This window comes from Streptomyces sp. CS113, from assembly GCF_002188365.1.
GTDB classification, from domain to species: Bacteria; Actinomycetota; Actinomycetes; order Streptomycetales; family Streptomycetaceae; genus Streptomyces; species Streptomyces tendae.
This window is the reverse complement of sequence record NZ_KZ195574.1, coordinates 3319707-3341181: the sequence shown is the minus strand read 5'-3', so window position 1 is coordinate 3341181 and position 21475 is coordinate 3319707. Positions and strand designations below refer to the sequence as shown.

The 21475-nt window shown below is 72.5% G+C and carries 20 protein-coding genes; 10 read left to right on the top strand and 10 right to left on the bottom strand.

Annotation, left to right across the window (positions count from 1 at the left end; all coding sequences use genetic code 11):
* Positions 1 to 38: 38 nt before the first annotated feature.
* From B9W62_RS14425 to B9W62_RS14415, 3 genes are all read right to left on the bottom strand, one after another.
* Complete coding sequence (locus B9W62_RS14425; protein WP_179236005.1) at positions 39 to 1679, bottom strand: phospho-sugar mutase; 1641 nt, start codon at positions 1677 to 1679, stop codon at positions 39 to 41.
* A gap of 437 nt (positions 1680 to 2116) precedes the next feature.
* Positions 2117 to 2941 carry a purine-nucleoside phosphorylase gene (locus tag B9W62_RS14420; RefSeq protein WP_087807571.1) on the bottom strand — a complete coding sequence of 275 codons (825 nt, stop codon included), beginning with the start codon at positions 2939 to 2941 and terminating at the stop codon, positions 2117 to 2119.
* A gap of 93 nt (positions 2942 to 3034) precedes the next feature.
* Complete coding sequence (locus B9W62_RS14415) at positions 3035 to 3472, bottom strand: gamma-glutamylcyclotransferase family protein (RefSeq protein ID WP_087807570.1); 438 nt, start codon at positions 3470 to 3472, stop codon at positions 3035 to 3037.
* 86 nt (positions 3473 to 3558) lie between these two features.
* On the opposite strand from B9W62_RS14415, the gene B9W62_RS14410 reads away from it, so the two are divergent.
* Positions 3559 to 5007, top strand: a complete 1449-nt coding sequence (locus B9W62_RS14410) for an NAD(P)H-quinone dehydrogenase (RefSeq protein WP_179235490.1) — start codon at positions 3559 to 3561, stop codon at positions 5005 to 5007.
* A gap of 178 nt (positions 5008 to 5185) precedes the next feature.
* Positions 5186 to 6172, top strand: a complete 987-nt coding sequence (locus B9W62_RS14405) for a DeoR/GlpR family DNA-binding transcription regulator (RefSeq protein ID WP_087807569.1) — start codon at positions 5186 to 5188, stop codon at positions 6170 to 6172.
* A 94-nt stretch (positions 6173 to 6266) separates the two neighbouring features.
* On the opposite strand, the gene B9W62_RS14400 is transcribed toward B9W62_RS14405, so the two are convergent.
* Positions 6267 to 8039: an acetyl/propionyl/methylcrotonyl-CoA carboxylase subunit alpha gene (locus B9W62_RS14400; protein WP_087806875.1), complete on the bottom strand. Its 1773-nt coding sequence runs from the start codon at positions 8037 to 8039 to the stop codon at positions 6267 to 6269.
* Positions 8040 to 8467: 428 nt separating this feature from the next.
* On the opposite strand from B9W62_RS14400, the gene B9W62_RS14395 reads away from it, so the two are divergent.
* The gene (locus B9W62_RS14395; RefSeq protein WP_087807568.1) at positions 8468 to 8953 is read left to right on the top strand and encodes a hypothetical protein; all 486 of its coding nucleotides are present in this window, start codon (positions 8468 to 8470) and stop codon (positions 8951 to 8953) included.
* On the opposite strand, the gene B9W62_RS14390 is transcribed toward B9W62_RS14395, so the two are convergent.
* The 4 genes from B9W62_RS14390 to B9W62_RS14375 all read right to left on the bottom strand — a co-directional run bounded on the left by B9W62_RS14390 (position 8922) and on the right by B9W62_RS14375 (position 11654).
* On the bottom strand, positions 8922 to 9545 hold the full coding sequence (locus B9W62_RS14390) for a nucleoside triphosphate pyrophosphatase (RefSeq protein ID WP_087807567.1): 624 nt from the start codon (positions 9543 to 9545) through the stop codon (positions 8922 to 8924). The two genes, B9W62_RS14395 and B9W62_RS14390, sit on opposite strands and share 32 nt — an antisense overlap.
* Positions 9546 to 9578: 33 nt before the next feature.
* Positions 9579 to 9707: a morphogenic membrane protein MmpB gene (gene mmpB, locus B9W62_RS40720; RefSeq protein WP_042825042.1), complete on the bottom strand. Its 129-nt coding sequence runs from the start codon at positions 9705 to 9707 to the stop codon at positions 9579 to 9581.
* Between the two features lie 135 nt (positions 9708 to 9842).
* Complete coding sequence (locus B9W62_RS14380) at positions 9843 to 10052, bottom strand: acyl-CoA carboxylase subunit epsilon (protein ID WP_003974048.1); 210 nt, start codon at positions 10050 to 10052, stop codon at positions 9843 to 9845.
* Between the two features lie 9 nt (positions 10053 to 10061).
* Positions 10062 to 11654 carry an acyl-CoA carboxylase subunit beta gene (locus B9W62_RS14375; protein WP_087807566.1) on the bottom strand — a complete coding sequence of 531 codons (1593 nt, stop codon included), beginning with the start codon at positions 11652 to 11654 and terminating at the stop codon, positions 10062 to 10064.
* Positions 11655 to 11764: 110 nt separating this feature from the next.
* Here B9W62_RS14375 and B9W62_RS14370 point away from each other — a divergent pair, with 110 nt between their 5' ends.
* Positions 11765 to 12643, top strand: coding sequence for a biotin--[acetyl-CoA-carboxylase] ligase (locus B9W62_RS14370; protein ID WP_087807565.1), 879 nt, complete (start codon positions 11765 to 11767; stop codon positions 12641 to 12643).
* A gap of 115 nt (positions 12644 to 12758) precedes the next feature.
* Positions 12759 to 13904, top strand: coding sequence for an adenylate/guanylate cyclase domain-containing protein (locus tag B9W62_RS14365; protein WP_087807564.1), 1146 nt, complete (start codon positions 12759 to 12761; stop codon positions 13902 to 13904).
* 57 nt (positions 13905 to 13961) lie between these two features.
* Here B9W62_RS14365 and B9W62_RS14360 read toward each other — a convergent pair whose 3' ends face one another.
* On the bottom strand, positions 13962 to 14630 hold the full coding sequence (locus B9W62_RS14360) for a hypothetical protein (RefSeq protein ID WP_256976347.1): 669 nt from the start codon (positions 14628 to 14630) through the stop codon (positions 13962 to 13964).
* 213 nt (positions 14631 to 14843) lie between these two features.
* Between B9W62_RS14360 and B9W62_RS14355 the strand changes: the two genes are divergently transcribed.
* The 3 genes from B9W62_RS14355 to hutH all read left to right on the top strand — a co-directional run bounded on the left by B9W62_RS14355 (position 14844) and on the right by hutH (position 18985).
* Positions 14844 to 15644 carry an enoyl-CoA hydratase/isomerase family protein gene (locus B9W62_RS14355; RefSeq protein WP_087807563.1) on the top strand — a complete coding sequence of 267 codons (801 nt, stop codon included), beginning with the start codon at positions 14844 to 14846 and terminating at the stop codon, positions 15642 to 15644.
* Between the two features lie 560 nt (positions 15645 to 16204).
* Positions 16205 to 17353 carry a GGDEF domain-containing protein gene (locus tag B9W62_RS14350; RefSeq protein WP_179235489.1) on the top strand — a complete coding sequence of 383 codons (1149 nt, stop codon included), beginning with the start codon at positions 16205 to 16207 and terminating at the stop codon, positions 17351 to 17353.
* Positions 17354 to 17446: 93 nt separating this feature from the next.
* The gene (gene hutH, locus B9W62_RS14345; RefSeq protein WP_087807562.1) at positions 17447 to 18985 is read left to right on the top strand and encodes a histidine ammonia-lyase; all 1539 of its coding nucleotides are present in this window, start codon (positions 17447 to 17449) and stop codon (positions 18983 to 18985) included.
* A 124-nt stretch (positions 18986 to 19109) separates the two neighbouring features.
* Here the strand turns inward: hutH and B9W62_RS40175 are convergent, their stop codons facing one another.
* Positions 19110 to 19439: a hypothetical protein gene (locus tag B9W62_RS40175; RefSeq protein WP_179235488.1), complete on the bottom strand. Its 330-nt coding sequence runs from the start codon at positions 19437 to 19439 to the stop codon at positions 19110 to 19112.
* A 109-nt stretch (positions 19440 to 19548) separates the two neighbouring features.
* Here B9W62_RS40175 and B9W62_RS40170 point away from each other — a divergent pair, with 109 nt between their 5' ends.
* Positions 19549 to 19902, top strand: a complete 354-nt coding sequence (locus tag B9W62_RS40170; protein WP_179235487.1) for a hypothetical protein — start codon at positions 19549 to 19551, stop codon at positions 19900 to 19902.
* A gap of 231 nt (positions 19903 to 20133) precedes the next feature.
* A complete protein-coding gene (locus B9W62_RS14335; RefSeq protein ID WP_087811904.1) occupies positions 20134 to 21378 on the top strand; it encodes a L,D-transpeptidase in 1245 nt (414 codons plus the stop codon).
* The last annotated feature ends 97 nt before the right edge of the window (positions 21379 to 21475 follow it).

Sequence of the window (21475 nt, the reverse complement as noted above, 5' to 3'; positions counted from 1 at the left end):
GAGTGGTGTCCGGGGGCCCTTGCGGGCCCCCGGTCGCGTCAGATGCCGGCTGCCGTCGACAGGTCGCGCTTGAGCGCCGTCAGCAGGTCCGCCGCCTTGGCCCGGGCCGCCGGGAGGTCGGCGAGCGCGGCGACCGGGACGACCACCTCCAGGTAGCACTTCAGCTTGGGCTCGGTACCGCTCGGGCGGACGATCACCCTGGCACCGTCGAGCGTGTAGCGCAGGCCGTCGGTGGGCGGGAGGGTGTCCGTGCCCCGGGTGAGGTCCTCCGCGGTGGTGACGGGCAGGCCCGCGAGGGTCGACGGGGGCTGTTCGCGCAGGCGGTTCATCGCCGCGGCGATGAGGGAGAGGTCCTCCACGCGGACCGAGAGCTGGTCCGTGGCGTGCAGGCCGTGTTCCACGGCGATGTCGTCGAGGAGGTCGAGGAGCGTGCGGTCCGCCTGCTTGAGGGTGGAGGCCAGCTCGGTGATCAGGAGGGCCGCGGTGATGCCGTCCTTGTCGCGGACGCCCTCCGGGTCGACGCAGTAGCCGAGGGCTTCCTCGTAGCCGTAGCGGATGTCCTCGACGCGGGCGATCCACTTGAAGCCGGTGAGGGTCTCGACGTGCGGGAGGTTCGCCTTCGCGGCGATGCGGGCCAGGAGGGACGACGAGACGATCGACTCCGCGAACGTGCCGTGCGCTTCGCGGGTGACCAGGTGGGCGGCGAGGAGGGCGCCCACCTCGTCGCCCCGGAGCATGCGCCAGCCGGTGGCCTCCGCGGCGTCGGGTACGGCCACCGCGAGACGGTCCGCGTCCGGGTCGTTGGCGATGATCAGGTCGGGGGCGGACTCGCGGGCCGCCGCGAAGGCCAGGTCCATCGCGCCGGGCTCCTCCGGGTTGGGGAAGGCGACGGTGGGGAAGTCCGGGTCGGGCTCGGCCTGCTCGGTGACGAGGGTGGGGCGCGGGAAGCCCGCGCGGGCGAAGGCGGCGAGGAGGGTGTCCTTGCCGACGCCGTGCATCGCGGTGTAGACGGTGCGGGCGGTGCGGGGAGAGCCGGGGGCGAGGACGGCGTCCGTGCGGGTGAGGTAGGCGTCGAGGACGTCGTCGTCGAGGGTCTGCCAGCCGGTGTCGGGGCGCGGGACGTCGCGCAGGGTGCGTACGGCGTCGATCTCGGCGGCGATGTCGGCGTCGGCGGGGGGCACGATCTGGGAGCCGTCGCCGAGGTACACCTTGTAGCCGTTGTCGCGGGGCGGGTTGTGGCTGGCGGTGACCTCCACGCCGGCGACGGCGCCGAGGTGGCGGATCGCGAAGGCGAGGACGGGGGTGGGGAGGGGGCGGGGGAGTACGGCCGCCCTGAGGCCGGCGCCGGTCATGACGGCGGCGGTGTCGCGGGCGAAGTCCGCGGACTTGTGACGGGCGTCGTAGCCGATGACGACGAGGCCGTCGGTGTGGCCCTGCTTCTTGAGGTACGCCGCGAGTCCGGCGGCGGCGCGGATGACCACCGAGCGGTTCATGCGCATCGGGCCGGCGCCGAGTTCGCCGCGCAGGCCGGCGGTGCCGAACTGGAGGGTGCCGGCGAAGCGTGCGGTGAGCTCGTCGTGGTCCCCGGCGTCGATGAGGCGGGCGAGTTCCGTGCGGGTGTCCGCGTCGGGGTCCTCGGCCAGCCATGCCTTGGCTCGTGCGAGGAGGTCGTCTTGCACGTCTTGCACGTCGGTCAGCCTCTCGGGGGTCGGTGGTGCGGGTGCCTGCGGCGCCTGTGCGGGGTGGTGGGGGTGCGCGCCATGCCTGCGGCGCCTGTGCGGGTTCGGTGGGGGTGCGCGTAGCGCGGTGCGTTCGGTGGTGGGTCGGGGCCGCGCCGGCGGGTGTTCGTCCTCGGAACGGCGCGGAATCGGTTGGCCACAGATCTTTCCGGCGTTGACGCGCCAACCGCTGCGGGCGAACACCCCCCGACACGTCCCCTTCCCGCCGTACGCGGCTGCGGGCCGTCGCCCCGTCGCCGCGGGCAGTCGTGCCTCCCCCAGTGCCTGAACGGCCTGGGAGGTACCCCCAGGCGGCACGGGTGGGCGCGGCGGTACCCCGGCAGCGCCGGGCCACGCGACCCACCCCCGCGCCGGATGCCGGGGAACCTGGGCCTCGGCTACAGCCGGGCCAGGACCTGTGTGAGCAGCTTCCCCATGCGTGCGGCGGAGTCGCGGCCCGCCTGGAGGACCTCCTCGTGGTTGAGGGGCTCGCCCGTCATGCCCGCGGCGAGGTTGGTGACCAGGGAGATGCCCAGCACCTCCGCCCCGGCCTCGCGGGCCGCGATCGCCTCCAGGACCGTCGACATGCCCACCAGGTCGGCACCGATGACGCGGGCCATGCGGATCTCGGCCGGGGTCTCGTAGTGCGGGCCGGGGAACTGGGCGTAGACGCCCTCCTCCAGCGTGTCGTCGACCTCCTTGCACAGCGCCCGCAGGCGAGGGGAGTAGAGGTCGGTGAGGTCGACGAAGTTGGCGCCGACGATGGGGGAGGTGGCGGTCAGGTTGATGTGGTCGCTGATCAGGACCGGCTGGCCGGGGCGCATGCCCTCGCGCAGGCCGCCGCAGCCGTTGGTCAGGATGATCGTCTTGGCGCCGGCCGCCACGGCCGTGCGGACGCCGTGGGAGACGGCGGCCACCCCGTGGCCCTCGTAGTAGTGGGTGCGGCCCAGGAAGACCAGTGCGCGCTTGTCGCCGAGGGTGTACGAGCGGACCTTGCCGCCGTGGCCCTCCACCGCGGGCTGGGGGAAGCCCGGGAGGTCGGTGACCTGGAGATCGGCCTCGGGGGCGCCCAGGGCGTCCACGGCCGGTGCCCAGCCGGAGCCCATCACGAGGGCGACGTCGTGGGTCTCGGCGCCGGTGAGTTCGCGCAGCCGGGCCGCGGCGGCGTCGGCGGCGGCGTAGGGGTCGCCCTGGATGTCGTCCGGAAGAAGAGATGCGTTCACGCCGAAGAGGGTAGCCGGTTTACGGCTACGCGCGTAGATGGCGGAGGTCACGGGATGCGGGTTTTTGGGTTGGAGGTTTTGACGGGACGGCGCTCAGCAGGGGCGTTTGCGGAGTTCCATCACGTAGTCGTGGGGGGCGCCGGCCGATTCGGCGGCGTCCGCCACCTCGCCCAGGTAGCGGGCGGAGGGCAGGCCGCCCTCGTACGCGTTCAGGACGTAGGTCCAGGCGCCCTCCTCGCCCTCCAGGGTGTGCGCGCGGACCCGGGTGCGGCGGTAGATGTCCATGCCCACGCCCTCCCAGCGGTCCAGGGAGTCCTCGTCCATCGGAGCGATGTCGTAGAGGGAGACGAAGACCTGGGAGATCGGGTCCTCGACCAGGGTCGCCAGTGCGCCCTCCCAGCCCATGTGCTCGCCCCCGAAGGTCAGCCGCCACCCGTTCAGCCAGCCGGTGGCGCGCAGCGGCGAGTGCGGGGCGCGGCGGGTCATCAACCGCGCGTCGAGGTTGCCGGCGTAGGCGGCGTAGAGCGACATGAGGGGAAGGGTACGGCAGGGGTGTCGGGCATCGCCGTCGTCGCGGTGGTGGCCCCGGGCGGCCTCTCGTTGAAGGGTGCGGGACAATGGGGTACGTGACTCGGATCGTGATCATTGGCGGCGGACCCGGCGGATACGAAGCGGCGCTGGTGGCCGCGCAGCTCGGCGCGGAGGTGACCGTCGTCGACTGCGACGGTCTGGGCGGGGCGTCGGTGCTGACCGACTGCGTGCCGTCCAAGACCCTCATCGCCACGGCTGAGGTGATGACCACCTTCGACTCCTCCTACGAGGAGCTGGGGATCATCGTCGCCGACGACACCCCGCCCATGGAGCAGGCCGCCCGGGTGGTGGGCGTCGATCTGGGCAAGGTCAACCGGCGGGTGAAGCGGCTCGCGCTGGCGCAGTCGCACGACATCACCGCCTCCGTGACCCGTGCGGGTGCGCGGGTCATGCGCGGGCGCGGTCGGCTGGAGGGCATGCAGGGGCTCGACGGCTCGCGGAAGGTCGTGGTGCGCGCCGCCGACGGGAGCGAGGAGACGCTGACCGCCGACGCGGTGCTCATCGCTACGGGTGGGCATCCGCGGGAGCTGCCGGACGCGCGGCCCGACGGGGAGCGGATCCTGAACTGGACCCAGGTCTACGACTTGGACGAGCTGCCCGAAGAGCTCATCGTGGTGGGGTCCGGTGTCACCGGTGCCGAGTTCGCCGGGGCCTATCAGGCGCTCGGGTCGCGGGTCACCCTCGTGTCGTCGCGGGACCGGGTGCTGCCCGGTGAGGACCCGGATGCGGCAGCCGTATTGGAAGACGTGTTCCGGCGGCGTGGGATGAACGTCATGTCGCGGTCGCGGGCCCAGTCCGTCAAGCGGGTGGGGGACCGGGTCGAGGTGACGCTGTCGGACGGGCGGGTCATCGGCGGGTCGCACTGCCTGATGGCCGTCGGCGCCATTCCCAACACGGAGGGGATGGGGCTGGAGGAGGCGGGAGTCCGGCTCAAGGACTCCGGGCACATCAAGACCGACCGGGTCTCGCGGACCTCGGCCCCCGGCGTGTACGCCGCCGGTGACGTCACCGGCGTCTTCGCGCTGGCCTCGGTGGCGGCCATGCAGGGGCGGATCGCCATGTACCACTTCCTCGGGGACGCCGTGACCCCGCTGAATCTGAAGACCGTGTCCGCCAACGTCTTCACCGACCCCGAGATCGCCACCGTCGGGTACTCGCAGGCCGACGTGGACGCCGGCAAGATCGACGCCCGCGTGGTGAAACTGCCGCTGCTGCGCAACCCGCGCGCCAAGATGCAGGGCATCCGGGACGGGTTCGTCAAGATCTTCTGCCGGCCCGGTACCGAGATCGTGGTGGGGGGTGTGGTGGTGGCGCCGCGTGCTTCGGAGCTGATTCATCCGATCTCGATCGCCGTCGACAACAACCTGACGGTCGAACAGATCGCCAACGCCTTCACCGTGTATCCCTCGCTCTCGGGGTCGATCGCGGAGGTGGCACGGCAGTTGCACACCCGGAAGGCCGGCGGGGAGCAGTAGTCCGGCGGACGCGGCTTGAAATGACTCCCCGCTGGTCACGGGGAGTTGCGGCGCTTGCGAGCGGCATAGGCGGCCGGGGTAGACCCGTATACCACTTCCGGTGGTGGCATGCGAACAACTTCTGTTATTCGGCGCATACTGCTGAAAGCAGACGGTCGTTGGGGTTACTGTCAGTTTCGTGTTCGCTGCAGAACGTCGCCAATTGATCCTCGAAATGGTGCGAGCGAACGGGGCCGTGTCGCTCCGTGAGCTCGCCCGCGTCGTCCAGACCTCCGAAGTGACCGTACGGCGGGACGTGCGCGCACTGGAGGCAGAAGGACTCCTCGACCGCCGGCACGGCGGTGCGGTACTGCCGGGCGGGTTCACGCGAGAGTCCGGCTTTCCGCAGAAATCCCATCTCGCGACCGCCGAGAAGACGGCCATCGCCGATCTCGCCGCGGGCCTCGTCGAAGAGGGCGAAGCCATCGTGGTGGGGGCGGGTACGACGACGCAGGAGCTGGCCCGCCGGCTCGCGCGGGTGCCCGGGCTGACCGTCGTCACCAATTCGCTGCTGGTGGCCCAGGCACTCGCCCATGCCAACCGGGTCGAGGTGGTGATGACCGGAGGCACCCTCAGGGGCTCCAACTACGCCCTGGTGGGGTCGGGGGCCGAGCAGTCCCTCCAGGGGCTGCGGGTCTCCAAGGCCTTCCTGTCCGGGAGCGGGCTGACCGCCGAGCGGGGGCTGTCCACCTCCAACATGCTGTCGGCCTCCGTCGACCGGGCGCTGGTCCAGGCCGCCGCCGAGGTCGTCGTCCTCGCCGACCACTCCAAGCTGGGTACGGACACCATGTTCCAGACCGTGCCCACCGACGTCATCACCCGTCTGGTCACCGACGAGTCGCCGGTCCACGACGAGCGTGCCGCCACCGAGCTCCAGGCCCTGGCCGACCAGGGCGTGCAGATCGCCGTGGCCGGGGCGTCGGGGGGTGGTACGGCTGATGGCACCGGGACACCGGGTGCCTCGGGGGGTGATGCGGTGGCGCGTCAGCAGCGTCGGGACGTGCCGCTCCCGGGGCCACGCCGTCAGGTTCCGGGTGCGGCGGCGGGGCTGCGCTCGGCAACCGCTCTGAGTGAGCAGAACGGCGGGACGGAGCGGGCGCGCGTCGCCGACCTGCGTCGCCGGTAGGCGCCCGGCGGTCCCGCCGGACCGTGACAGGGGCGTCCGGCGGACCGTGTGAGGTGGTCCGCCGGGCGCCCCTGTCGTGTGGTGCGGGTGGTGCTCAGTCCTTGATCTCGCAGATCGCGGCACCGGAGGTGATGGACGCGCCGACCTCGGCGCCCAGGCCCTTGACGGTGCCGGACTTGTGGGCGTTGATCGGCTGTTCCATCTTCATCGCCTCAAGGACGACGATCAGGTCGCCCTCGGCGACGTCCTGGCCTTCTTCGACGGCGATCTTCACGATCGTGCCCTGCATCGGGGAGGCGAGGGTGTCACCGGAGACCGCGGGGCCGGACTTCTTCGCCGCGCGGCGCTTGGGACGGGCCCCGGCCGCCAGGCCGGTGCGGGCCAGCGACATCCCCAGACTCGAGGGCAGGGACACCTCCAGGCGCTTGCCGCCGACCTCGACGACGACGGTCTCCCGCCCGCTGTCCTCGTCCGCCTCACCGTCCGCGGGCGCGGTGAAGGGCTTGATCTCGTTGACGAACTCCGTCTCGATCCAGCGCGTGTGGACCGTGAACGGGCCGCTGGAGCCGGTCAGTTCCGGGGCGAAGGCCGGGTCGCGGACGACGGTGCGGTGGAAGGGGATCGCGGTGGCCATGCCCTCGACCTGGAACTCGTCCAGGGCGCGGGCCGCGCGCTGGAGGGCTTCCCGGCGGGTGCGGCCGGTCACGATCAGCTTCGCCAGCAGGGAGTCCCAGGCCGGGCCGATCACCGACCCGGACTCGACCCCCGCGTCCAGCCGCACCCCGGGCCCCGTCGGGCCCTCGAAACGGGTGACGGTGCCGGGAGCGGGCAGGAAACCACGGCCGGGGTCCTCGCCGTTGATCCGGAACTCGAAGGAGTGACCGCGCAGCGGCGGGTCGTCGTAGCCCAGTTCCTCACCGTCGGCGATGCGGAACATCTCCCGGACCAGGTCGATACCGGCGACTTCCTCGGTGACCGGGTGCTCGACCTGAAGGCGGGTGTTGACCTCCAGGAAGGAGATCGTGCCGTCCATGCCGACCAGGAACTCCACCGTCCCGGCGCCGACGTAGCCGGCCTCCTTCAGGATCGCCTTGGACGACGCGTACAGCTCCTCCAACTGCGCCTGGGACAGGAAGGGCGCGGGGGCCTCCTCGACCAGCTTCTGGTGACGGCGCTGGAGCGAGCAGTCACGGGTGGAGACCACGACCACGTTGCCGTGGGTGTCGGCCAGGCACTGGGTCTCCACATGGCGGGGCTTGTCGAGGTAGCGCTCCACGAAGCACTCACCCCGGCCGAACGCCGCCACCGCCTCACGCACCGCCGAGTCGTACAGCTCCGGCACCTCTTCGAGGGTGCGGGCGACCTTGAGGCCGCGGCCGCCGCCGCCGAACGCGGCCTTGATCGCGATCGGCAGGCCGTGCTCCTTGGCGAAGGCGACGACCTCGTCCGCGCCCGAGACCGGGTCGGGGGTGCCGGCGACCAGGGGGGCACCGGCCCGCTGGGCGATGTGCCGGGCGGCGACCTTGTCACCCAGGTCGCGGATGGCGTGCGGGGGCGGACCGATCCAGATCAGACCCGCGTCCAGGACCGCCTGCGCGAACTCCGCGTTCTCGGAGAGGAACCCGTAACCGGGGTGAACGGCGTCCGCGCCCGACTCACGCGCGGCTTTGAGGACCTTGGCGATGTCCAGATAGCTGGTCGCGGGGGTGTCACCACCCAGGGCGAACGCCTCATCAGCGGCGCGGACATGCAAAGCGTCCCGGTCCGGGTCCGCGTAGACGGCCACGCTCGCGATCCCGGCGTCCCGGCAGGCCCGGGCCACGCGGACAGCGATTTCGCCACGATTGGCGATGAGCACCTTGCGCACGATTGAGGCTCCCTCCTTGAAACAAGCCGAGTTTAGGGACTGCCGACACGGCACTTCGACCCGTCCCCAATGGTGAGCTTGCCCACACGGAGCGTGATTCGAGGCTCGCTCGACCCCCGAAAGCCCTTGTAGTACCGCGGTACGCAGGGCTCCTGGGGGAAACCCTAGCCCTCCTGTGTGGTCAAGGTCTCTGTAAGAGCGTGCTGCGGGCCACTCGGTTTCTTTGTGGAGTCCCTACTAATGGCCCAATGATTCTTTGCTCGTGCCGGAACCCTTGTGGCGAGGTTTACCCGTTAGTAGCGTTCCTCGGGTTGAAGAAAGGACGTGGCCCGGAGGGCCTCCATGAGGGGTGGCGGTCGGGCGACGGGCGGGCGTACTTGGGGTAACAGCTGTCCTGTGCGGCAGCGGTCGAAGGTGGGTGGGGACCGGTGTCAGTGCGCAGGCCGGTGGCGTGGACCGTGGCGGTCGTGCTCTTCGTGGAGGCGCTCGGCGTCGCGGCGCTGAACTGGTTCCTGGGGATGGTCGTCGACCGTCAGGACATGTCCCTGGCCGGTCTCGACCCCCACATGATGTCCCTCTCCTCGAAGATCGGCGGGGTCGTCTTCGGGCTGTACTTCGCGCTGTGCGGCCTGGTCGCGCTGCTCGTGGCGCTGCGCGACCGCGCGCCCGCGGGGCTCGGCCGGATCCTCCTGATCAGCGCCGCCGTGGTGCACGGGCTGCTCGGCGCCTTCACCTGGGGGCTGGTGGGACCCGGCGCCTTCGTCTTCATGATCGTCGTACTGGGTCTGATCGTGCTGCTGCTGATGACGTACGACGCCCGGGAAGCGCCCGCGGCCGCCGGGCAGCGGCCCGAGGAGGGTCAGGGCGGTGACGGCTCGCCGGTCAGCCCTCCGCCGGCGCCCACAACTCCGTGATGCCGGTGCCGAGGTCGGCGAGGAGGCGGCGCAGCAGGGGCAGGCTGAGGCCGATGACGTTCCCGTGGTCGCCGTCGATGCCGTCGATGAAGGGGGCCGAGCGGCCGTCCAGGGTGAACGCCCCGGCGACGTACAGGGGCTCCCCGGAGGCTACGTAGGCGGCGATCTCGTCGTCGGTCGGCTCGCCGAAGCGGACGACGGTGGACGCGGTCGCCGAGACGTGGCGGCCGGAGGCGGTGTCCCAGACGCAGTGGCCGGTCTGGAGCGTGCCGGCCCGGCCGCGCATCGCCTTCCAGCGGGCGGTGGCCTCCTCGGCGTCCGCGGGCTTGCCGAGCGCCCGGCCGTCCAGGTCGAGCACCGAGTCGCAGCCGATCACCAGGGCGCCCTGCACCTCCGGCTTCGCGGCCACCACGGACGCCTTGGCCTCGGCCAGTGCGAGGGCCAGCTCGGCGGGGGTGGGGGCGGTGACGGCCTCCTCGTCGACACCGCTCACGAGCACCTCGGGGGCCAGTCCGGCCTGGCGCAACAGGCCGAGCCGGGCCGGGGACTGGGAGGCGAGAACGAGGCGGCGGCGGGGCTGAGCAGCAGTCATGGGGTCACATTAGCCACCGGGGGCGGGCACGGCTCACCCCAGGCCGAGGACGATCATCGCGAGGACCATGGCCAGCGCCAGGAAGACGCTCAGCCGCCGCAGCATGTCCTGCATGTCGCGCAGTTCCTTGGGCGGCTCGTTCTCGGGGTCGGACCACAGCATGTCACCAGCGTGGGGCTTGGCCGTGGAGGTGACTTGAGTACGGGTACTTAAATCGGGGCGCGGGGTTCCTCTTCCGTGCGGCCACGCGGCGGAGCCGCAGATCGACACAGCCCCGCGCCCCTGGGACGACCGGCCTCAGGTCGGCCAGTAGGTGCGGCCCCATGCCGTCGGGCCCGGGTGGGGCATGTGGTGGGTCGCGATGCGGGACGGGTCCGACCAGGCGTCGTGCGGGCGGTCGGTGGTGGACGGCTCGGCAGCCGCCGTCACCGCGCGGGCCCTGACCACCGTCAGGGCGGCGGCCAGTTCTTCGGGGGTGGGGTTGCCCCGTACGACCTTGATGGTCACAGCGGCTCCTTACAGGGGGATGTTGCCGTGCTTCTTCGGCGGCAGCGACTCGCGCTTGGTGCGCAGCTGACGCAGGCCCCGGACGATGTGGCGGCGGGTGTCGGACGGCATGATCACCGCGTCCACGTAGCCGCGTTCGGCGGCGGTGTAGGGGTTGAGCAGGGCGTCCTCGTACTCCTGGATCAGGCGGGCGCGGGTCGCCTCGGTGTCGTCACCGGCCTCGGCGATGGTGCGGCGGTGCAGGATGTTGACCGCGCCCTGGGCGCCCATGACGGCGATCTGGGCGGTGGGCCAGGCCAGGTTGAGGTCGGCGCCCAGGTGCTTGGAGCCCATGACGTCGTAGGCGCCGCCGAAGGCCTTGCGGGTGATGACCGTGATGAGCGGGACCGTGGCCTCGGCGTAGGCGAAGATCAGCTTGGCGCCGCGGCGGATGATGCCGTCGTGCTCCTGGTCCACGCCCGGCAGGAAGCCGGGGACGTCCACGAAGGTGAGCACGGGGACGTTGAAGGCGTCGCAGGTGCGCACGAAGCGGGCGGCCTTTTCGGAGGCGGTGATGTCCAGGCAGCCGGCGAACTGCATGGGCTGGTTGGCGACGATGCCGACCGGGCGGCCCTCCACGCGGCCGAAGCCGGTGAGGATGTTCGGCGCGAACAGCGGCTGGGTCTCGAGGAACTCGGCGTCGTCCAGCACGTGCTCGATGACCGTGTGCATGTCGTAGGGCTGGTTCGCCGAGTCCGGGACGATCGTGTCCAGCTCCGCGTCCTCGTCCGTGACCACGAGGTCCGCCTCCTCCGGGAAGGCGGGGGGCTCGGAGAGGTTGTTGGACGGCAGGTACGACAGCAGCTGCTTGACGTACTCGACGGCGTCCTTCTCGTCGCCCGCCATGTGGTGGGCGACGCCCGAGGTGGAGTTGTGGGTGCGGGCGCCGCCCAGCTCCTCGAAGCCGACGTCCTCGCCGGTGACGGTCTTGATGACGTCGGGTCCGGTGATGAACATGTGGCTGGTCTGGTCGACCATCACCGTGAAGTCGGTGATCGCGGGGGAGTACACCGCGCCGCCCGCGCACGGGCCGACGACCAGGCTGATCTGCGGGATCACACCGGAGGCGTGGGTGTTGCGGCGGAAGATCTCGCCGTAGGCGCCGAGGGAGGCGACGCCCTCCTGGATGCGGGCGCCGCCGGAGTCGTTGATGCCGATGACCGGGCAGCCGGTCTTGAGGGCGAAGTCCATCACCTTGACGATCTTCTGGCCGTAGACCTCGCCCAGCGCGCCGCCGAAGACGGTGAAGTCCTGGGAGAAGACGGCGACCGGGCGGCCGTCGACGGTGCCGTAGCCGGTGACGACGCCGTCGCCGTAGGGGCGGTTGGCGTCGAGGCCGAAGTTGGTGGAGCGGTGCCGGGCGAACTCGTCCAGCTCGACGAAGGAACCCTCGTCGAGGAGGAGGTCGATGCGTTCACGAGCCGTCAGCTTGCCCTTGGCGTGCTGTTTCTCGACGGCGCGCGCGGAACCGGCGTGCGTCGCCTCCTCGATACGGCGCCTGAGATCCGCGAGCTTGCCCGCGGTCGTGTGGATGTCGGGCTGCTGCTCTTCCGGCTCGGACATCGGGATGCGGCTCCCTGCCTGCTCAAAAGGGGGGACGGTTACTCGTTCGTAGAGTAGTAGGGGGCCTTCCGTTCGGCAGTGCGGTCTTTCCCACACCTAGGGTGGGTTGCATGACGCCCCGAGATTCCTCCGACGCACCGAACGACGCTCCGAACAGCCGGTGGTCCGACCTGGACCGGCCGCCGCTCAGCAGCACGGCCCTGCGCCGGGGCCTGGTGCGGGAGGGAGGACTGTGGCGTCGGGTGGACGTCGTGCAGCGCACCGGGTCCACCAACTCCGACCTCGTGGCCCGGGCCGCCGCGGACGACCTGGCGGAGGGCGTGGTCCTCGTCGCCGAGGAGCAGAGTGCCGCGCGGGGGCGGCTCGACCGGCAGTGGACGGCACCCGCCCGCTCCGGGCTGTTCTTCTCCGTCCTGCTGCGGCCCGCCGAGATCCCCGTGGCCCGCTGGGGCTGGCTGCCGCTGCTCACCGGCGTCGCCGTGGCGACCGGGCTGTCCCGCGTCGCGGGCGTCGACACCGCCCTGAAGTGGCCCAACGACCTGCTGGTGACCGTCGGCGACGAGGAGCGCAAGGCCGGCGGCATCCTCGCCGAGCGCGCCGGGGGCGACGGCGTCGTCATCGGTGTCGGCATCAACGTCTCGCTCCGCGCCGACGAACTGCCGGTCCCGCGGGCCGGGTCGCTGGCGCTCGCCGGGGCCGCGAACACCGACCGGGACCCGCTGCTGCGCGGGGTGCTGCGGTCGCTGGAGGACTGGTACGGGCGCTGGCGCGAGGCGGGCGGCGACCCGGCGGCCAGCGGCCTCCAGGAGACGTACGCGGCGGGCTGCGCGACGCTCGGGCGCATGGTGCGGGCGGAGCTGCCGGGGGACCGGTCGCTCGTGGGGGAGGCGGTGGCCGTGGACGGGGACGGACGGCTGGTGCTGGCGACGGAGGCGGGCGTGCAGGAGCCGGTGGGGGCCGGGGACATCGTGCACCTGCGGTTGGCGTGAGCGCGGCCCCGGGGCACTCTCGGAGTACGGGACGCACGGGAGTGAGCTGGGGCACACCTGACGTAAAGTTGGGGCCGGTCGAACCTGACCGCGGCAGATCGGAAAGGCAACAGGCGTGACCGTCGACGACACCGGCTCCGGCGCGGACGGGGACGGCCGGGTGGACCCCGAGCCCGCCCCGGACTCCGCCGACCCCGGCGAGGACCCGCTCGCGCTACGCCTCGAAGGGCTCATCCTGGGCGCCGAGCGCCGCTACACGCCCTTCCAGGCCGCCCGCAGCGCGGGCGTCTCCATGGAGCTGGCCTCCCGGTTCTGGCGGGCCATGGGCTTCGCCGACATCGGCCAGGCCAAGGCGCTCACCGAGGCCGACGTCCTGGCCCTGCGGCGGCTGGCCGGTCTGGTGGAGGCGGGGCTGCTCAGCGAGGCGATGGCCGTCCAGGTCGCCCGGTCCACGGGGCAGACGACCGCCCGGTTGGCCGAGTGGCAGATCGACTCCTTCCTGGAGGGCCTGACCGAGCCCCCCGAGCCCGGGATGACGCGCACCGAGGTGACGTATCCGATCGTCGAGCTGCTCCTGCCCGAGCTCCAGGAGTTCCTCGTCTACGTCTGGCGGCGCCAGCTCGCCGCCTCGGCCGGCCGGGTCATCCAGGCCGGGGACGACGAGGAGATGGTGGACCGGCGGCTCGCGGTGGGCTTCGCGGACCTCGTCGGCTTCACCCGGCTGACCCGGCGGATGGAGGAGGAGGAGCTCGGCGAGCTGGTCGAGGCCTTCGAGACCACCTCCGCCGACCTGGTGGCCGCGCGCGGCGGACGGCTGGTCAAGACCCTCGGCGACGAGGTGCTCTACGCCGCCGACGACGCCGGTACGGCCGCCGAGATCGCCCTGCGGCTCATCGAGACGATGGCCAACGACGAGACCATGCCGGAGCTGCGCGTCGGCATCGCCTTCGGCACGGTCACCACCCGGATGGGCGACGTCTTCGGTACGACCGTCAACCTGGCCTCCCGGCTCACCTCGATAGCGCCCAAGGACGCCGTCCTCGTCGACACCGCCTTCGCGGAGGAGCTGATCCGCACCCGCGACGCCCCCGCCTCGGAGGCCGCCGCGGCCGAGGAGGCCGCGGCCGCGGAGAAGGAGGGCGAGGAGCCGCCGGTGTACCGCTTCGCACTCCAGCCGATGTGGCAGCGCCCGGTGCGCGGTCTCGGCGTGGTCGAGCCGTGGCTGCTCACCCGCCGGGACGGTGGCGGCGGGGAGTCGTAGCCCCCCGGTCGTGGGCGTCCGCGGTCGTAGGCCGTCGCGGGGCGCGGCCGTCGCCCGTCAGCCGCGGAGCAGGTCCACGCAGAGGCCGATGACCGGCACGCACAGGCCGGGGTCGTCGGGTTCCGGCTCCGGATCGGACGTCGGTGGTGTGCCGCGGTCCGGCGGAGGGGGCGAAGTGGTGCGGTCGGACCGCGACGGCTGCGGCGTCCCCGGGGCCGGAGCCCGGTCGCCGGGGTCGTCCGGGTCTCGGCCCTCCCCCTCCCCTTCCGTTCGTTCGCCCTGTCCCGGGCTCCGCCCCTCGGGGGCGCCCGGACCGTCCGGCCCGGTCGTGGCGGCGGGCCGGGGGGCCGCGGGGTCGCTCGCCGACGGGCCGGGCACGAGACCGGGGACGTGATCGGGTGCGGGGGAGCCGCTCAGGCCGCCCATGGCGGACGTCGCCGAAGGACTGGCTCCGGGCGGCCGGCCGCCGGTGGCCGCGGCGCCGGGCGACGCGGCCCGGTCCGGTGCCGCTCCCCGGCCCGGCCCCTCCACGCGCGGACCGGCCCCGGCACCGAAGGCCCCCGGGTCGCCGCCGGGCTCGGGCAGCAGGCGTACGACGCTCAGGGCGCCCGCCGCCAGGGCGAGGCCGCCGGCGGCCAGCAGCACCTTGCGGGGGCGGGGGCGGCGGTGCCGGCCGCGGCGGCCCCACGCGTACCGCGGCTCCGTCGGTGTGCCGGTCGTCGTCATGATCCCTCCCCGGTGCGCACGCGCCCCCGCTGCGCCGTGGCGGAGCGAGGCTATGGTCTGCCGCGGGCCGGGGTACGGCGGTCGCTCACATGTCACTCGAACGGGTGGGCGGGGGCCGGTGCGCGGAGCGTGCGGGTCCGGTCTTTCCCCGCGCGGGTCCGCCTGCGATGATCGGGCGGTCGAGTAGTTAACACGCGTTAACCGGAGGGTGTCATGAGCGAGGAGCGGTTCGGAGAGTTCGTCCTGGTGCGGCGGCACGCGGACGGGCATGTCGCGGAGCTCGCGCTCGACCGGCCGAAGGCCATGAACGCCGTCTCGACCGCGATGGCCCGGTCCGTCGGCGCGGCCTGCGCGGCGCTGGGCGAGGACCGGGACGTACGGGTGGTGGTGCTGACGTCGACGCACGAACGGGCGTTCTGCGTCGGGGCGGACCTGAAGGAGCGCAACTCCTTCTCCGACGCCGACCTGCTGCGGCAGCGGCCGGTGGCGCGGGGGGCGTACACCGCGGTGCTGGAGCTGCCGGTGCCGACGGTCGCGGCCGTACACGGGTTCGCGCTGGGCGGCGGGTTCGAGCTGGCGCTGTCGTGCGACGTGATCGTGGCCGACCGTACGGCCGTGGTGGGGCTGCCCGAGGTGTCGGTCGGGGTGATCCCGGGCGGTGGCGGTACGCAGCTGCTGCCGCGCCGGGTGGGCGCGGCGCGCGCCGCCGAGCTGGTGTTCACGGCGCGGCGGGTGGCGGCCGAGGAGGCGCGCGAGCTGGGGCTCGTGGACCAGCTGGTGGAGGAGGGCCGGGACCGGGAGGAGGCGCTGGAGCTGGCCTCCCGGATGGCCGCGAACTCGCCCGTGGGGCTGCGCGCGGCCAAGCGTGCGCTGCGCCTCGGGCACGGCCTCGACCTCCGGGCGGGTCTCGAGGTCGAGGACGCGGCGTGGCGGTCGGTGGCGTTCTCGGGGGACCGGGCGGAGGGCGTGGCGGCGTTCAACGAGAAGCGGGCACCGCGCTGGCCGGGTGAGTGAGCCGGTCACACGAACGCGCCGACGGTACGGGCGCGCCCCGGGCCGTCCGGGGGGCGGCCGGCCCGGGGGTGCGGTCGTGGTGCGCCGTGCGGCGCCGAGGGCGCGGCCTGGACTCAGGGGGGTGGCCGGCCGGGGGCTGTGGTCGTGGTGCGCCGTGTGGTGCTGACGGTGAGGGTGCTGCCGGGGCCTTGGGGTCGCCCGGCCCGGGGCTAGGGTCGTGAGGCACCGCGTGGTGCCGAGGGTGCGGCCCGGACCCAGCGGGCCGCCGGCCCGGGGCTGTGGTCGTGACCGAGGGAGCGGCCCGGGCCCAGGTGGCGGTCGGCAGGCTGTGGTCGTGGTGCGCCGCGCGGTGCCGACGCCGAGGTGCTGTCCTGGCCCAGGGATCGCCCGGCCGTGGCCGTGGTGCGCGGCGTACGTCCGGTCGCACGGGCGGGGGCACCGGGCTTGGTCCGCCCCGCTTGCCGCGATCCGGCGCGGGGAGTGCCGTGAGGGGCGCGGGTAATCGCCCGGTTCGCCCCGTTTGAGTAACGTTTCTTCGTGAATCTCCCTAGCCTGGAGTGATGGGTGACGACAGGCGGCTCGCGGCCGTGGTGGCGCTTGCGCAGGGGATGGCCGCCGCGCAGAGCGCGCATGAGGCGTGGCGGGCTGCGGCCGTCGGCGGATGCCTGGCGCTGGGCGGCAGCTTCGCCGCGCTGTCGGTGTGGGAGCGGGAGCTGGGCCGGCTCCGGGTGCTCGTGAACGTCGGCAGGCGGGCCGAGGACGAGGAGGAGTTCCCGGAGGACGAGTCCTACCCGGTGCACCAGTTCGCGGAGATCACCGAGTTCCTGCACGAGCGCTGGGCCGGCGGTGGTGAGCCCGACGCCTGGGTCGAGACGGCCGCGGGGCCCGCCGCCGGGCGCCCCGGGTACGTCCACCAGCGTGTCGCCGCCCTGCGCCGCCGGGGCCGGGGCTGCTGCGTGGTCGCGCCGATCGTGCTGCACGGGCGGGCGTGGGGCGAGCTGTACGTGGCCCGGCCGGTGGGGGAGCGGGTCTTCGAGCGGGCCGACGCCGACTTCGCCACCGTGCTGGCGTCCGTCGTCGCCGCCGGGATCGCGCAGACCGAACGCCTTGAGGAGGTCAGGCGGCTCGCGTTCACGGACGCGCTCACCGGGCTGGCCAACCGCCGCGCCGTCGACTCCGCGCTCGACGAGGCCGTCGAACGGCACCGCGAGGAGGCGGTCGTCGTCAGCCTCGTCGTCTGCGACCTGAACGGCCTCAAGCGGGTGAACGACACGCACGGCCACGCCGTCGGGGACCGGCTCCTGGAGCGGTTCGGGTCGGTCCTGTCGCTGTGCGGGGCGATGCTGCCGGGGGCGCTCGCGGCGCGGCTCGGCGGGGACGAGTTCTGTCTGCTGGCCGTCGGGCCGCCCGCCGACGCGGTGGTCAAGGCGGCCGAGGAGCTGTGCCGCCGGGCGGCCGAGCTGGAGCTGGGGGACGGCGTGGCCTGCGGGGTCGCGTCCACGGAGGACCCGGTCGGACCCGTCCGGTCCGCCCGCCGGCTGTTCCGGCTCGCGGACGCCGCCCAGTACCGGGCCAAGGCCGAGCGGGCGGCCGGGCCGGTCGTCGCGGGGCGCGAGGGGCCCGACGACCCCGTCGTACGACTCGCCGACGAGCCCTCCCGGAAGGAGGACGGGGAGCGCCGGCGGTTCCGCGGGCGGCACTCGCCGTGACGCCGAGCCGGTAAGGGGCGCAGACCGTCCCCATCCGTGACGCATCCCCTCGTGACATCATCGAATTCACTGCGTACGCTCCTGAATATGGATATGCACACTGTGGTGGTGGGGACGTCGGGGGTCACCGCGTCCGACGTTCTCGCCGTGGCGCGCGCGGGCGCCCGGATCGAGCTCTCCGAGGAGGCGGTGGCGGCCCTCGTCGCGGCCCGCTCCGTCGTGGACGCGCTGGCCGCCAAGCCGGATCCCGTCTACGGCGTGAGCACCGGCTTCGGCGCCCTGGCGACCCGGCACATCAGCCCCGAACTGCGCGCCCGGCTCCAGCGCAACATCGTCCGCTCGCACGCCGCCGGGATGGGCCCGCGCGTCGAGCGCGAGGTGGTGCGCGCGCTGATGTTCCTGCGGCTGAAGACCGTCTGCTCCGGCCGCACCGGGGTCCGCCCGGAGGTCGCGCAGACCATGGCCGACGTGCTCAACGCCGGGATCACCCCGGTCGTGCACGAGTACGGCTCGCTGGGCTGCTCCGGGGACCTCGCCCCGCTGTCGCACTGCGCGCTCACCCTCATGGGCGAGGGCGACGCCGAGGGCCCCGACGGCACCGTGCGGCCGGCCGGTGAGCTGCTCGCCGCGCACGGGATCACCCCGGTCGAGCTGCGCGAGAAGGAGGGCCTCGCCCTCCTCAACGGCACCGACGGCATGCTCGGCATGCTGGTCATGGCCCTCGCCGACCTCGACACCCTCTACAAGTCGGCCGACATCACCGCCGCGCTGACCATGGAGGCGCTGCTCGGCACCGACCGCGTGCTCGCCCCGGAGCTGCACGCCATCCGCCCGCACCCCGGGCAGGCCGCCAGCGCCGCCAACATGGCCGCCGTGCTCAAGGGCTCCGGCCTGACCGGCCACCACCAGGACGACGCGCCCCGCGTCCAGGACGCCTACTCGGTGCGCTGCGCCCCGCAGGTCGCCGGCGCCGGACGCGACACCATGACGCACGCCGGTCTCGTCGCCGAGCGGGAGCTGGCCGCGGCCGTCGACAACCCGGTGGTCCTGCCCGACGGGCGCGTCGAGTCCAACGGCAACTTCCACGGCGCCCCGGTCGCCTACGTCCTGGACTTCCTCGCCGTCGCCGCCGCCGACCTCGGCTCCATCGCCGAGCGGCGCACCGACCGGCTCCTGGACAAGAACCGCAGCCACGGCCTGCCGCCGTTCCTCGCCGACGACGCGGGCGTCGACTCCGGCCTGATGATCGCCCAGTACACGCAGGCCGCCCTGGTCAGCGAGTTGAAGCGGCTGGCCGTACCGGCCTCGGCGGACTCCATCCCCTCCTCCGCGATGCAGGAGGACCACGTGTCCATGGGCTGGTCGGCGGCGCGCAAGCTGCGCACGGCCGTCGACAACCTCGCGCGGGTGATCGCCGTCGAGCTGTACGCGGCCACGCGCGCGATCCAGCTCCGCGAGGGACTGACCCCGGCGCCCGCGTCGCAGGCCGTCATCGACGCCGTACGGGCGGCCGGTGTGGAGGGGCCGGGACCCGACCGCTACCTGGCGCCCGACCTCGCCGCGGCGGACGCGTTCGTGCGCGCCGGGCACCTGGTCGCGGCGGCGGAGACGGTCACCGGGCCGCTGCGCTAGCGGGTGACGTACTCCGGGGGCTCCGGCGGGACGACGCCGGGGCCCCCGCGTGCCGTCCCGGGACGCTCCCGGTGATCGGGAGGCGCCCGGAGAGTCAAAGGGGCCAAAAGAACGTCAAGTTCTCTCAAAGGCCGAGGCGTTCCCGGCGGACCGAGTAGCCCACGAAGCCGGCGCCGAGTCCGAGGCAGAGGGCGCCCCCGACGACGTACGGCGTGCTGTCGAAGCTGCCGGTGTCGGCCAGCCGGGTGGTGCCCTCGCCGGTCGCCGCCGTGTCCGTCGCCGTGTCCGCCGAGGCTGCTCTCGCCTGGGCTGTGACCTGCGGAGACGGGGCAGCGGCCGCGGACTCGAGGACCGGTGTCCCAGGTGTCGCGGTGGCCGACGGGACGAACCACAGGGCGCACAGCAGGCCCCCCGCGGCGGCGGCGGTCAGCAACGAACGGCGAGCGGATGACACGGAATATCGATCCCCTTGTGGCGCTGGCGAATTGGCCGTGTGGGCAGATGTTAGTGAAAGGCGCGGGTCACAGGAAAGTCACGGGAGCGGTCGGCCTTACGCTCCGGACATGAGTACTCCTGAGACATCACGGTTTGTACGTGTTCGCGTCGAGCTGGTTCTCGAGGTCGACGACGAGGAGGCCGTCACCGGGGCCGCGCTCCAGGCCCTCGCCGACGACACCGAGCTGTCCGACGCGGAACGGGCCGACTCCGAGCGCGCTGTGACGGAGGACACCGCCGAGGCCCTGGCTCATCTGGTGGACCCGTTCGACCTGGTCAGCGTGGTGCCCGGGGTCGAGCTGCGGCAGGCCTCCTGGAGCAGTGAGCAGATCGACTACGACCCCGATTCGCCCGAGTGGGACCTCGGCGAGGATGATGGCGGCGAGAACGACCCGGAAGACGAGGAAATGACGGTCGGCTGACGCGGTGTGGGGAAAATCCTGACCCCGGGCGGCAACCGCCGCCCGGGGTTTCGTCGTCTCACGGTGCGCACTGACCGACACCTCCCCGCACCGCCTCCCGCCTTCTACGGCAAACGTGGCATGCCCCACACCCGTGAGCGATGTGGAACGGGACGAACCGGTCGTAGCGTTGAAAGTTATTGACGGGGTATCTCGGGGTTTCGGGAATCGGCAACGATGGAGAAGCGTGTGATGACGGACGGTAAGCGGCGCAAGGGCCTGGCGGCCGCGTCCGCACTGCTCGGCGGTGTGCTGGTGCTCTCTGCATGTTCCAGTAGCGACGCCGACACCTCCGGGGGTGGGGACAAGACCTCGCAGGCGGAGGTCGACGAAGCGGCGGCCAAGAAGACGTCCGAGGCCCAGATCAAGATCACACCCAAGGGCGGCTCGGACAACGCCTCCATCAACAACTCCGCCGGCGTCACCGTGAGCAAGGGCACGCTCACCGAGGTGAAGATGACCGCCTCGGACGGCACCGAGGTCAAGGGCGAGATATCCGCCGACAAGACGAGCTGGAAGCCCGGCGGCCAGCTGGAGCGCGCCACCAAGTACCAGATCACGGCGACCGCGCAGGACTCCGAGGGCCGTGCCGCCCACGAGAACGCGTCGTTCACCACGGTCTCCCCGCAGAACAGCTTCATCGGGACCTTCACCCCGGACGACGGCAAGACCGTCGGCGTCGGGATGCCCGTGTCGATCAGCTTCGACAAGGAGATCACCAACAAGGCCGCCGTCCAGAAGGGCATCACGGTCAACAGCAGCAGCGGCCAGGAGGTCGCCTGCCACTGGTTCTCCACCCAGCGCATGGACTGCCGCCCCGAGAAGTACTGGACTGAGGGTTCGACCGTCACCCTCAAGCTGGCGCTCGACGGGGTCGAGGGCGCCAACGGCGTCTACGGTGTCCAGCAGAAGTCGGTCACCTTCAAGATCGGCCGCAACCAGGTCTCCTACGTCGACGCGAAGACCAAGCAGATGAAGGTCACGCAGGACGGCAAGACCGTCAAGACCATCCCGATCTCGGCCGGCTCCCCGGAGAACAAGACCTACGAAGGCCAGATGGTGATCTCCGAGAAGTTCAAGGAGACCCGGATGGACGGCTCGACCGTCGGCTTCACCGACGACGACGGCAAGGGCGAGTACGACATCAAGGACGTGCCGCACGCCATGCGCCTGAGCACCTCCGGCACCTTCATCCACGGCAACTACTGGGGCAAGGGCATCTTCGGCAGCGTCAACACCAGCCACGGCTGCGTGGGCCTCGCCGACGCCAAGGGCGCCAACGACCCGAACACGCCGGGTGCCTGGTTCTACAACAACTCGATCATCGGTGACGTGGTCGTCGTCCAGAACACCGGCGACAAGACCATCGCCCCGGACAACGGCCTCAACGGCTGGAACATGGACTGGGCCCAGTGGAAGGCGGGTTCGGCGGTCTGACGCCGACTCCCGCCGGGCCGACCGCACTTCGCACGGGCGCCCGCCACCCCTCGACGGGGCGGCGGGCGCCCGCCGTTTCCCGGGCTTCTCATCCTCC

What these genes read in the sequence shown, in the direction of transcription:
- B9W62_RS14370 (WP_087807565.1), top strand. Translation starts at nt 11,765, where the DNA reads ATGACGCCCCGAGATTCCTCCGACGCACCGAACGACGCTCCGAACAGC.
- B9W62_RS14350 (WP_179235489.1), top strand. Translation starts at nt 16,205, where the DNA reads ATGGGTGACGACAGGCGGCTCGCGGCCGTGGTGGCGCTTGCGCAGGGG.
- B9W62_RS14415 (WP_087807570.1), bottom strand. Translation starts at nt 3,472, where the DNA reads ATGTCGCTCTACGCCGCCTACGCCGGCAACCTCGACGCGCGGTTGATG.
- B9W62_RS14335 (WP_087811904.1), top strand. Translation starts at nt 20,134, where the DNA reads ATGACGGACGGTAAGCGGCGCAAGGGCCTGGCGGCCGCGTCCGCACTG.
- B9W62_RS14390 (WP_087807567.1), bottom strand. Translation starts at nt 9,545, where the DNA reads ATGACTGCTGCTCAGCCCCGCCGCCGCCTCGTTCTCGCCTCCCAGTCC.
- B9W62_RS40170 (WP_179235487.1), top strand. Translation starts at nt 19,549, where the DNA reads ATGAGTACTCCTGAGACATCACGGTTTGTACGTGTTCGCGTCGAGCTG.
- mmpB (WP_042825042.1), bottom strand. Translation starts at nt 9,707, where the DNA reads ATGCTGTGGTCCGACCCCGAGAACGAGCCGCCCAAGGAACTGCGCGAC.
- B9W62_RS14375 (WP_087807566.1), bottom strand. Translation starts at nt 11,654, where the DNA reads ATGTCCGAGCCGGAAGAGCAGCAGCCCGACATCCACACGACCGCGGGC.
- B9W62_RS14410 (WP_179235490.1), top strand. Translation starts at nt 3,559, where the DNA reads ATGGGGTACGTGACTCGGATCGTGATCATTGGCGGCGGACCCGGCGGA.
- B9W62_RS14355 (WP_087807563.1), top strand. Translation starts at nt 14,844, where the DNA reads ATGAGCGAGGAGCGGTTCGGAGAGTTCGTCCTGGTGCGGCGGCACGCG.
- B9W62_RS14360 (WP_256976347.1), bottom strand. Translation starts at nt 14,630, where the DNA reads ATGACGACGACCGGCACACCGACGGAGCCGCGGTACGCGTGGGGCCGC.
- hutH (WP_087807562.1), top strand. Translation starts at nt 17,447, where the DNA reads ATGCACACTGTGGTGGTGGGGACGTCGGGGGTCACCGCGTCCGACGTT.